Annotated in this window: 8 protein-coding genes and 1 pseudogene; 6 read left to right on the plus strand and 3 right to left on the minus strand. The window is 72.3% G+C overall.

Annotated features, from left to right (window positions below; genetic code table 11):
- Positions 1–199: 199 nt before the first annotated feature.
- Complete coding sequence (locus OG519_RS08685; RefSeq protein ID WP_405580834.1) at positions 200–832, minus strand: TetR/AcrR family transcriptional regulator; 633 nt, start codon at positions 830–832, stop codon at positions 200–202.
- Positions 829–2,421: an MFS transporter gene (locus OG519_RS08690; protein WP_405580837.1), complete on the minus strand. Its 1,593-nt coding sequence runs from the start codon at positions 2,419–2,421 to the stop codon at positions 829–831. The genes OG519_RS08685 and OG519_RS08690 overlap by 4 nt, the downstream gene beginning before the upstream one ends.
- Before the next feature lie 170 nt (positions 2,422–2,591).
- On the opposite strand from OG519_RS08690, the gene panB reads away from it, so the two are divergent.
- From panB to OG519_RS08720, 6 genes and pseudogenes are all read left to right on the plus strand, one after another.
- Positions 2,592–3,476 (plus strand): 3-methyl-2-oxobutanoate hydroxymethyltransferase, encoded by an 885-nt coding sequence (panB, locus tag OG519_RS08695; protein ID WP_405580840.1) that lies wholly within the window; start codon positions 2,592–2,594, stop codon positions 3,474–3,476.
- 286 nt (positions 3,477–3,762) lie between these two features.
- Positions 3,763–4,437 (plus strand): hypothetical protein, encoded by a 675-nt coding sequence (locus OG519_RS08700; protein WP_405580843.1) that lies wholly within the window; start codon positions 3,763–3,765, stop codon positions 4,435–4,437.
- Positions 4,438–4,496: 59 nt separating this feature from the next.
- Positions 4,497–5,045: a sigma-70 family RNA polymerase sigma factor gene (locus OG519_RS08705; RefSeq protein WP_405580845.1), complete on the plus strand. Its 549-nt coding sequence runs from the start codon at positions 4,497–4,499 to the stop codon at positions 5,043–5,045.
- Positions 5,042–5,734 carry an anti-sigma factor family protein gene (locus OG519_RS08710; RefSeq protein WP_405580847.1) on the plus strand — a complete coding sequence of 231 codons (693 nt, stop codon included), beginning with the start codon at positions 5,042–5,044 and terminating at the stop codon, positions 5,732–5,734. The genes OG519_RS08705 and OG519_RS08710 overlap by 4 nt, the downstream gene beginning before the upstream one ends.
- A 188-nt stretch (positions 5,735–5,922) precedes the next feature.
- A pseudogene (locus OG519_RS08715) lies at positions 5,923–6,963 on the plus strand (ATP-binding cassette domain-containing protein); the annotation flags it as partial.
- A 128-nt stretch (positions 6,964–7,091) separates the two neighbouring features.
- Entirely contained in the window at positions 7,092–7,928 is an 837-nt protein-coding gene (locus tag OG519_RS08720) for an ABC transporter permease (protein WP_405580849.1), read from the plus strand.
- Between the two features lie 33 nt (positions 7,929–7,961).
- Here OG519_RS08720 and OG519_RS08725 read toward each other — a convergent pair whose 3' ends face one another.
- Positions 7,962–11,531, minus strand: coding sequence for an AfsR/SARP family transcriptional regulator (locus OG519_RS08725; RefSeq protein ID WP_405580851.1), 3,570 nt, complete (start codon positions 11,529–11,531; stop codon positions 7,962–7,964).
- Positions 11,532–11,538: the final 7 nt, after the last annotated feature.

An 11,538-nucleotide genomic window follows, 5' to 3' on the forward strand; every position in this document is an offset into this window, starting at 1 on the left:
GGGGTCCTCGCTACCTTGCCGGGTGCTCTGCCGACCTTAGGGGATCGCTATGTGAAGCGACGGACTGCGGGGGGCGGCGGGTTCCCTGGCGTGGCGCGATAAGGACGGCTGTGACACGTCCTGTACGAAATGGTCATCGGCCGATCTCACCGCCGCGTCCTGAACCGGGCCGCGGCGGGCAAGGACGCACCCGCGCCCGTCAGTCGCGCGGGCGCATTCCGTCGAGCAGGGTGTCGACGACGTGCTCGGCAAGGTCGGGGCTGAGCGGCGCGTCGGGGCGCAAGGTGGCCCTCGCCAGCACGGGGCCGACCACCATGTCGGCCAACAGGTCCAGGTCGGCGCCGAGTTCGGGGCGGATCTCGCCGGAGGTGATGCCCCCTTCCAGCAGTCCGATCAGCAGCCGGCGGCGGGCGGTGACCACCGTGTCGTGATAGCGCCGCCACAGTCCGGGATTGCTCCGCGCCTCGGTCACCATGGTCCGCAGCAGCGCCGACTCCCGCTTGGCGAGGCTGCGCCGCCTGATGAACTCGACCGCGGCGATCAGGTCGTCCCGCAACACCCCGCTGATCGCCAGCTCCGGCGCCCCGTCCACTTCGGCGAGCACGTCGAGCAGCAGGGCGTCCTTGCCGGACCAGCGGCGGTAGACGGTGGCCTTGCCGACACCGGCCGCCCGGGCGATCCCCTCCACGGTCAGCTCGCCGAAGGTGGCGCCCTCGGCGATCAGCCGCAGCACGGTCTCGATGACGGTGCGGTCGACCGCCGCGTCGCGCGGGCGCCCGCGCCGCGCGGCGGTCGGCTGTGGCGGCCCGGCCGCCGTGCCTGACGTGCTCACTGCTCGGCACCCACCATGGTGGCCTCGGGCGAGCCGCCGGGTGCCGTCTCGGCGGCGGTGTCCTTGGCGGGCAGGAACACCGCGGCCACCAGCGCGCCGAGCAGCGCGACGCCGGCCGAGGCGGCGGCGGTGATGTGCATGGCGTGCAGGAAGGCGTCGTTGGCGGGCTGGACGACGGCCTGGCCCCGGGCGCCGAGCCGCTCGGCGGCGCCGAGGGTGGCCTCGATGGATTCGGCGGCCGAGGCGCGGGCGGGGGCGGGCAGCGCGCCGAGATGGTCCCGGACGCCGTCACGGTAGACGGTCGACATCAGCGAGCCGAGCACCGCCACCCCGAGCGCGCCGCCGACCTGGCGGAAGGTGTTGTTGACCGCCGAGCCCGAGCCGGCCTTCTCCCGCGGCAGCGACGACATGATCATGACGGTGGCGGGCGGCATGACATGGGCCATGGCCGTACCCATCAGGAAGAAGAGCACCTCCAGGGTCCAGATCGGGGTGGTCCGGCCGAGCAGCAGGAAGCCGAGGAAGGAGAGCCCGGTCAGTGCGAGCCCGCTGACGCAGACCGCCCGCGCGCCGAACCGGTCGACCAGCAGCCGGGCCCGGGGCGCGAAGATCATCTGGGCGACGGCCAGCGGGAGCAGCAGCAGCCCGGACTGGAGCGCGGTGTAGCCGCGTACGGACTGGGTGTAGAAGACGATGAAGAAGGTCACGCCCATGAGGGCGAAGAAGACCAGGCCGATGGCGGCGACCGACGCGGAGAACTGCCGGTTCTTGAAGTAGCCGACGTCGAGCGCCGGATGGTCGCTGCGCGCCTCGTACCAGACGAAGCCGGCCAGCACCGCGAGACCGGCCACCGAGGTGATCCACGCCTCGGGCCGGGTGAAGTCGCCGAACTCGCCGCCCTTGATGATGCCGTAGATCAGCAGCAGCAGGCCGGCGATGGACAGCAGGACGCCGACCGGGTCGAGCCGGCCCGGCCTCGGGTCCTTGGAATCGGGCACGATCAGGAACATCGCCGCCAGGCCGATGACCACGATCGGCACATTGACCAGGAAGACCGAGCCCCACCAGAAGTGCTGGAGCAGCAGGCCGCCGGTGATCGGCCCGATCGCGATGGCCAGGCCGACCACGCCCGCCCAGATGCCGATGGCACGCGGCTGCTCGTCGCGCTCGAAGACGTTCATGATGATCGCCAGAGTGGCGGGCATGATGAAGGCGCCGCCGAAGCCCATCACGCCGCGGAAGGCGATGAGCTGGTCGGCCGATCCGGCCATCGCGGAGGCCGCCGAGCCGGCGCCGAAGACGAGCATGCCGAAGAGCAGCACCTTCTTCCGGCCGATCCGGTCGCCGAGCAGCCCCGCGGTGAAGAGCAGTCCGGCGAAGACCAGGGTGTAGGAGTTGATCGCCCATTCGAGCTGGCTCTGGGTGGCCCCGAGCCCCTTCGGCGATGGCTGGGCGATGGTCTTCATCGCCACGTTGAGGATCGAGTTGTCCAGCACCACGACCAGGAGGCTGAGCACCAGCACACCGAGGATCATCCAGCGGCGGCGGTGGACCGCGTCCGGCACAGAGCTCATCGTCACATCGGCCATGGATTCAGCATAGGAGGGATCGGACCGAATTACGATACGGAACCGTCTCGTATCGTAAAGCGCGGGTAAAAACCTCCGCACTCTTTCCGGACCCGGCGACCCGTGTCAGCATGGAAGCGATCCGGGGACGCCGTCAGGGCGCCTCGAGATGAGAAGAAGGAGTCGTCATCATGACGCAACTTCGTGCTGCGCGGCCGGCTGCCTCGGGGCCGCCCACCGCTGCGGACAACCCCAAGGCGCTGTACGGCGGGACCGGCACCCGCCGCATCACCGTCAGGGACCTGGCCGCGGCCAAGGAGCGCGGCGAGCGGTGGCCCATGCTCACCGCGTACGACTCGACGACCGCCTCGGTCTTCGACGAGGCCGGCATCCCGGTGCTGCTCGTCGGCGACTCGATGGGCAACGTCCACCTCGGCTACGAGTCCACCGTGCCGGTCACCATGGACCACATGACGATGCTCTCGGCCGCCGTGGTCCGCGGCACCAGCCGGGCGCTGATCGTCGCCGACCTCACCTTCGGCTCCTATCAGGAGGGTCCGGTGCAGGCGCTGCGCAGCGCCACCCGGCTGGTCAAGGAGGCCGGGGTCGGCGCGGTCAAGCTGGAGGGCGGCGAGCGCTCGCTGACCCAGACCGAGATCCTCGTCGAGGCCGGCATCCCCGTCATGGCCCACATGGGTCTGACCCCGCAGTCCGTGAACACCCTGGGCTACCGGGTACAGGGCCGGGGCGAGGAAGCCGCCGACCGGTTGTTCAGGGACGCCAAGGCGGCACAGAACGCGGGCGCGTTCGCGCTGGTCCTCGAACTGGTGCCGGCCGAGGTGGCCGCCGAGATCACCCGCTCGCTGGAGATCCCGGTGATCGGGATCGGCGCCGGTCCCGACACCGACGCCCAGGTGCTGGTGTGGACCGACATGGCCGGGATGACCGAGGGCAAGGTGCCGCGCTTCACCAAGCAGTACGCGAACCTGCGGCAGAGCCTCGGGGACGCGGCCAAGGCCTTCGCCGGCGAGGTGGTCGGCGGGCAGTTCCCGGCGCCGGAGCACACCTTCCACTGATTCCGGCTGCGCCCGACTGGTCCCGGCTGGTCCCGACTGACTCCGACTGGTCCCGGCTGGTCCCGACTGGTCCCGGCTCGTCCCGACTGGTCCCGCTCGATCCCGCCGACCGCACCACATCCAGGTGCCCGGGCCCTTCCCCCCAGGGCCCGGGCACCGCCGTGTGCGGGGACGCGCCGGACTTTCCCATCTTCGCCGGGAGAAATTTGAGTCAACCGGTCATCGCATCCGTAAGTCCTGGTGAGCGCCGCTTCAGCGGCGACCGTCGCACTTATGGGAAGTCCTCATGATCGTCACTACTCGTGGCCGGATGGCCACCGGAGCCGTCTTCGCCGCCTCACTCGCCCTCGCCCTCACCGCGTGCGGTTCCTCCTCGGGCTCCGGCTCGTCCTCGGGCGCCGCGGGCTCCTCCTCGTCGTCCCCGTCGTCCTCGTCGTCCCCGTCGTCCCCGTCGTCCTCCTCGGCGGCGCCCTCACCGGCGGCCGGCGGCGGCTCCGCCGGCGCCACCGGGGTGCACACCGCGTCCAACGCGAGCCTCGGCACCATCGTGGTGAACGGCAAGGGCTTCACCCTCTACCGCTACGACATGGACACCAACAAGCCGCCGACCTCGACCTGCACCGGCCAGTGCGCCGCCCTGTGGCCCGCCGCTCCCGCCACCGACACCGCCACGGTCAAGGGCATCGACCACAAGCTGCTGGGCTCCGTGACCGACGCCGGCGGCCAGAAGCAGCTCACCCTCAATGGCTGGCCGCTCTACACCTACGCCCAGGACACGGCGGCCGGTGACACCAACGGCCAGGGGCTCGGTGGCATCTGGTGGGCGGTGACCCCGGCGGGCGCCAAGGCCGCTTCCACGGCCGCCCCCTCGAGTTCCTCGAGTTCCTCGCGTTCCTCGAGTTCCTCAAATTCCTCCTCAAGCGCCAACTCGGGCTCGAGCGCCGGAGCGTACGGCTACTGATGTCCCGGGCAGCCACACGCGAACTCGACCGGGGGCGGCGGGTAGGGCAAAATGCCGCCGTGGACGGATCCCCCGGCCCTCAGGAGCCGCCCGAGGCGGTACCCGAGGAAGAACTGATGCGGGCGCTCTATCGCGAACACGCCGGTGCGCTGTTCGCGTATGTGCTCCGCTTGGTGGCCGGCGACCGCTTTCTTGCCGAGGACGTCGTGCAGGAGACGCTGTTGCGGGCCTGGAAGAGCGCGTCCACGCTCGACCCCGGCGCCCGCAGCCTGCGGCCCTGGCTGGTGACCGTGGCCCGGCGCATCGTGATCGACGGGCACCGCAGCCGCCAGTCCAGGCCGCAGGAGATCTCCCCCGCCGCCCTGGAGCAGCTTCCGGCCCAGGACGAGATGGAGCGGTCGCTGCGGCTGATGACCATCTCGGACGCTTTGCAGGACCTGTCGGCCGCGCACCGGGAGGCGCTCGTCGAGACCTACTTCCGCGGCCGTACCGTGAATGAGGCGGCCGCGGAACTGGGGCTCCCGGCCGGCACCGTACGATCCCGGGTCTTCTATGCTCTGCGCGCGCTTCGGAACGCGCTGGAAGAGAGAGGGGTGACCACCTCATGAATCTGAACCCGCATGCGGATGTGGGCGCCTACCTCCTCGGGGCGCTGGAAGACGCGGAGATGACCAGGTTCGAGGAGCACCTGGCCGAGTGCGAGGAGTGCGGCACCCAGCTCGATGAGCTGATGGGCGTCGTCCCGGTGCTCGAGGAGCTGCGCGCGGACGGTATCGGCGTGGTGGAGCCGCCGGGGGACGCGCTGCTCCAGCGGCTGCTCGCGCAGGTCGGCGGGGAGCGCCGGGCCCGCGGCCGGCGGCGGCTGGCGGCGGTGGCGGTGGCGGCCGTGCTGGTGGTCGGCGGTCCGACGATCGCCGTGCTCGCCACCGACGACGGCGGCGGCGGTCATACGAAGACGACCGCGACCGCCACCTTCGCCGCCGATCAGCACAGGGGCAGCGACCCGGCGACCGGCGCCTCGGCGGTGGTGGGGATCACCGACAAGGGCTGGGGCAGCATGGTCGACCTCCGGCTGAGCGGTGTGCGCGGCCCGCTCACCTGCAGCCTGCTGGCGATCGGCCGGAACGGTGCCAAGCAGACGGTCGCCACCTGGTCGGTCCCCTACGAGGGTTACGGCACCGACGCCCACCCGAGGCCGCTGACCGTGCACGGTGCGGCGGGCCTGCACAAGGACGACATCAGTCACTTCGAGGTCCAGGACAGCACCGGAAAGCTGCTGGTCAAGGTGCCGGTGTAGCTCGGCGGGCACCCTCGGACACCGCGCCGACGACAGCGCACGCCCGGCGCCGACACCGCGCCGACGCCGTGGCGACACGGCGCCGACACCACGGATGACCGACCCCGGGACCGGCACCTACATCCGGTCGGCCCACCCTGTCGGCGCTATGTCGGTACCGCGTCGGTGGCACCCGGCACGGTGTGTCCATGACGAATCCGCCAACGACAGCGAAGACGCCGCGCACCGCGCCGACAGCGGCCGTCGCGGCAGCCACCACGGCAGCGCCGCGACCGGCCGGCGACGGGGGGACCGCGGCCGTCGAGGTGCGGGGTCTGGTCAAGCACTACGGCGAGACCAAAGCCCTCGACGGAGTTGATCTGGACGTACGCCAGGGCACGGTACTCGGCGTGCTCGGCCCGAACGGGGCCGGCAAGACCACGCTGGTACGCGTGCTCTCCACCCTGGTGCGGCCGGACGCCGGCACCGCCCGGGTGGCCGGCTACGACGTGCTCAAGCAGCCCCGACAGCTCCGCCGGGTGATCGGTCTGACCGGGCAGTACGCCTCGGTGGACGAGAAGCTCTCCGGCCGGGAGAACCTCTACATGATCGGCCGGCTCCTCGACCTGTCCCGCGCCGAGGCCCGGACCAGGGCCGACGAGCTGCTGGAACGGTTCTCGCTGACCGAGGCCGCCAAGCGGCCGGCCATGCAGTACTCCGGCGGTATGCGCCGCCGGCTCGACCTCGCCGCGAGCATGATCGGCCGGCCCTCGGTGCTCTACCTCGACGAGCCGACCACCGGCCTCGACCCCCGTACCCGCAACGAGGTGTGGGAAGAGGTGCGGCGGATGGTCGCCGAAGGGGCGACCGTGCTGCTCACCACCCAGTACATGGAGGAGGCCGAGCAGCTCGCCAACGAGCTGACGGTGATCGACCGCGGCCGGGTGATCGCCCAGGGCAAGGTGGCCGAGCTCAAGGCCAGGGTGGGCGGCCGCACGCTGGAGATCAGGCCGTCCGATCCGGCGCAGCTCACCGCCATGGCCGCCGCGATCGGCGAGGCCGGGCCCGACGGGGTGGCCGGCGCCAACGCCGACCGCGCCGAGGGCGTGGTCACGGTGCCGATCCTCAGCGACGAGCAGCTCACCGCGGTGGTGTCGCTGCTGGGCGTACGCGGCTTCGGCATCGCCGGCATCGGCACCCATCTGCCCAGCCTGGACGAGGTGTTCCTCGCCATCACCGGCCAGAAGTCCAACCTCGGCGAGGGCGAGCAGGGCGGTGAAGCCGCCGGTGATCCGGCCGGCGACCGCGCCGCCGGTCCCGCGGTGTCCGTGCGCAAGACCGAAGAACGAGAAGAACTGGAAGAAGCGGAGGCCAGGGTATGAGCGCGGCGACAGCGGAGGCCACCGCACCCGCACGGCGGGAGACGGCGGCGGACGAGGGCAGGATCGGCCCGCGGGCCAACCTGCGGCACATCGGCGCGCTGGCGCGCCGCAACATGCTCCAGATCAAGCAGGACCCCGAGTCGATGTTCGACGCGGTGCTGATGCCGGTGGTCTTCACCCTGCTGTTCGTGTACGTCTTCGGCGGCGCGGTCTCCGGCAAGGGCAATCAGCACGCGTATGTGAACTACGTGATCCCCGGGCTGATGGCGATGATGGGCATGAACATCGCCATGGCGGTCGGCACCGGGATCAACGACGACTTCAAGAAGGGGGTCATGGACCGGTTCCGGACGATGCCGATCGCCCGGTCCTCGGTACTGATCGCCAAGATCGTGGTCGAGGTCGGCCGGATGATGATCGCCACCGCGATCCTGCTGGGCATGGGCTTCGCCCTGGGCCTGACCATCAAGACGGACGTGCTCCATCTGCTCGCCTCGATCGCCTTGTCGATGGTCTTCGGCGCCTCACTCATGTGGATCTTCATCCTGCTGGGCCTCACCATGAACACGGCCCAGTCGGTACAAGGGGTGGCCATGCTGGTGCTGATGCCGTTGCAGTTCGGCAGCTCGATCTTCGCCAAGCCGAGCACCATGCCGGGCTGGCTGGAGGGATTCACCAAGGTGAACCCGCTCTCCAATCTGGCGGACGCGGCCAGGGCGCTGATCAACGGGGGCGCGGTGGCGCACTCGGTGTGGGTCACCCTGGCCTGGTCGGCCGGCATCACCCTGGTGACCGCGCCGCTGGCGGTGGCCCGCTTCCGCCGGAAGACCTGACGGCGCGTCAGCGAGGGGCGCCGGGCCCGGCGCTCACTCCACGTCGCGCATCAGGGCGGCGGCGTCCTCCACGGTGAGGTCGCCGCCTTCCGCGTACCCGGCGTCGTACAGCTCGTCGCCGAGCAGAGCGCGCAACAGCGTCTTCTCGTGCTCCAGGTCGCGGAGTTCGGCGGGCGGCATCGCGGAGGGTCGCAGCCGGTCGTGGGCGCCGATCAGCAACGCGGCGCGGTACAGCCTGCGGTGGTTCCGGTCCTGGGCCTGGTGCTGGGCCGGGTCTTGGTCCCGGTTCACGTCCAGGGCCTGGGTCCCGTCATCGCCTTGGTCCTGGGGCCGGTCCGATGCGCCGATCATCCGCAGCAGTTGGGCGGCGCCGGGCGCGAGCAGCGCGCCGAGCCTCGGGGTGATCACGTTGGCCAGCGGGTGCCGCCGCAGTTCGTCCACCCCGGTGGTGAGCAGGCGCAGGCCGGCGTGCGGGTCGCCCGCCTTGCCGAGCAGGGAGCCCTTGATGCCGTTCAGCAGGCCGCGGATGAAGGCCGGCTGGCCGTTGCGGCCGTCCCGGCTATCCTCGATGGTCGCCTCGATCAGCTCCAGCGCGTCGGAGATGTCGTTGCGGTGGCTCAGCGCGGCGGCGAGCAGGACCCTGCCGAAGAAGGACGCGCCGTCGCTGCTCGAACCGAACCGCTCGGCGTCCGCGATGCCTTCCCGCAGCAGCCGCTCACCCTCCTCGCAGGCCCCGCTGTTGATCAGGGCGTCGCCCATCCGCACCATCAGCACCGGGACGTGCTGGTGCGAACCGATCTTGCGGGCCAGGGCGATGCCCTCCCGGCACGCCGCCGCCGCCCGCTGCCAGTCGCCGCCGTTGCCGGCCGCCTCCGCCTCGGCGGACAGCGTCTCGGCCATCCCCCACTCGTCGCCCACCTGCTCGAAGAGCCGCCGGCTCTCGGCGATGTCGTCGACCGAGGCCGCCAGCAGCTCGCTCACATCGTTGTTGACCTTCGCCCGCAGTTGCAGCGAGAACGCCAGCTCCCAGGGCCTGCCGTGGATCCGGCACGCCTCGACGGTCTCGTCCACCAGACCGCGCAGCCGCTCGAAGTCGCCGGAGAAGAAGGCGCCGTAGGGGCGGAGCAGGCCGGGGAAGCGGGCGGACTGCGGCAGATGCGGCGGATAGGTGTCGATCAGCGAGGCACCGACGTGGACCAGCGCCGGATCGGACCACCACTCGATCTCGCCCTCCCAGGAGGACAGGTCGATGATCCGGACATGGCGCCTGGCCTCGATCAGCCGTTCACCCGCCAGCGGTGGCGGCTGCTCCAGCGGGCCGTACTCCAGCGGCAGGAGGGCGGGCGGTTCGGCGAACGGATCCGGGCCCATCGCGGCCACCAGGTGCGGCCAGTGGCGGCGCTCGGAGGTGTAGTTGCGCACCTCCCAGAACCAGTTGCAGCCCAGCACGAGCAGCAGCGCCTCCTGCTCGTCCCCGGCGGCCACCGCCCGGCCCAGCGCCGCCCGCAGGTTCTCGTGCTCGGTCTCCAGCCGTTCGAACCAGCCGAGTTGGCCGGCCCCGCGCAGCAGCGGATCGGCGGTCCTGGCGAACTCACGGAAGTAGGCCGTGTGCCGCCGCTCGACCGCGGCCCGCTCCCCCGACGCGTCCAGCCGCTCGGCGCCGTACTCGTGGATGGTCTCCAGCATGCGGTAGCGGAAGCCGCCCGCGGTGAGGTCGGCCAGGACCAGCGACTTGTCCACGAGGGAGGCGAGCAGGGCGGCCGCGTCCGGGGCGTCGATCCGGTCGGCTGCGGGCGCGGGGGCTGTCGTCGGGAGACCCGCCGCAAGGAGATCCGCCGCCGAGCGATCCGCCGCCGACGGATCCATCGTCAGGAGATCCGCAGCCGAGGGGTCGGCGCAGATCGCCTCGACCGCCTCCAGGGTCCAGCCGCCGCGGAAGACGGCGAGCCGGCGGAGCAGCACCCGCTCGGGCGGTTCGAGCAGATCCCACGACCAGTCGACCACGGCCCGCAGCGTCTGCTGGCGGGGCAACAGCGTACGACTGCCGCCGGTGAGCAGCCGGAAGCGGTCGTCGAGGCGGTCGGCGAGCTGCCGGGGCGACATACCGCGCAGCCGGGCCGCGGCCAGCTCGATGGCGAGCGGCAGCCCGTCCAGCCGCCGGCACAGCTCGGCGCAGGCGACCGGGTCGTCCTCGACGGAGAAGCCCGGCCGGGCGGCGGCCCCCCGGTCGGCGAGCAGCCGCAGCGCGGTGGGGTCGGGCAGCGGGTCGAGCGGGCGCACCGACTCCCCCGGTACGCCGAGGGGTTCGCGGCTGGTGGCGAGCACGGTGACGCCCGGGCAGTGGGCGAGCAGCAGCTCGGCGAGGGTCGCCGCCGCGTCGATCACATGCTCGCAGTTGTCGAGCACCAGCAGCAGACTGCGGCCCGCGCAGTAGTCGGTGAGCTGCCGCGCCGGGTCCTTCTGCTTGGTCTCGACGGCGATGGCGGCCTCGGCGGCGCTCCCGCCGTGCAACTGCGTGTCGCGCAGCCCGAGCGAGCTGATCACCGCCTCCGGCACCGTACGGGGATCGCTCACCGGGGCGAGTTCCGCGTACCACACGCCGTCCGGCCACCGCGCGGCCAGCAGGTCCCCGGCCTCCTGCGACAGCCGGGTCTTGCCGGTGCCGCCGGGACCGGTGATGGTCACCAGCCGGGCCCGCGCCAGGTCCCCTTCCACCGCGGCGAGATCGCTCTCCCGCCCGACGAAGCTGGTCAGCCGGGCCCGCGCGTTCCCCTGCCGGGTGCGCCCGCTCCCGGCGGCCCGCGGTACGGGCGGCGGGGCGGGCTGGACCGGTGGCCGCCCGGTGGCCGCGGGGCGGGCGGGTCGCGCGGCGGCCGGCAGCGGCGGCGGCGCGAGGAGTTCCGCGTGGAGCAGGCGCAGCTCCGCGCTCGGATCGGCGCCGAGCCGTTCCGCCAGGTCGACCCGGACGGATTCATAGGCGGCGAGCGCGTCGGCGGTCCGGCCGGCGTCGCGCAGCGCCCGGATGTGGAGGGCGCGCAGCGGCTCGTCGAGCGGATGGGCGGCGGCGAGTCCGGCGAGTTCGGGCAGCACCCGGTCGGCCGGACCGAGGGCGAGTTCGGCGGTGAGGCGGTGGCGCTGGGCGTCCAGGCGCAACGCGTCGCTGCGGACGGCGGCCGTGTCGCGGTCCGGCAGATCCGCGAGCGCGGGCCCGCGCCAGAGCGCCAACGCGTCGCCCAGCAGTCCCGACGCCGTCACCGGATCACCCTCGGCGAGCGCCCGCGCGCCCTCCTCGGCGAGCCGTTCGAAGCGGTAGAGGTCCACTTCGTCGCGGCCGGCCGCGAGCCGGTAACCGCCGTCGACGGAGGCGACGGCGTCGTGCCCGACGGCCCGCCGCAACCGCCCGACCAGTGCCTGGAGCGCCCCGGTCGCGTCGGCGGGCGGGTCCCCCGCCCACACCTCGTCGATCAGCAGATCGGCGCCGATCACCCGGCCGGGCCGCAGGGCGAGCGCGGTCAGCAGGGCGCGCAACCGCCCGCCGGCGAGCAAGGCGGGGGTACCGTCGTCGCGGAGGGCTTGGGTGGTGCCGAGGATCGCATAGCGCACGGCACCA

Origin of the sequence: Streptomyces sp. NBC_01190 (assembly GCF_045039895.1) — a bacterium.
In the GTDB taxonomy this organism is placed as follows: Bacteria; Actinomycetota; Actinomycetes; order Streptomycetales; family Streptomycetaceae; genus Actinacidiphila.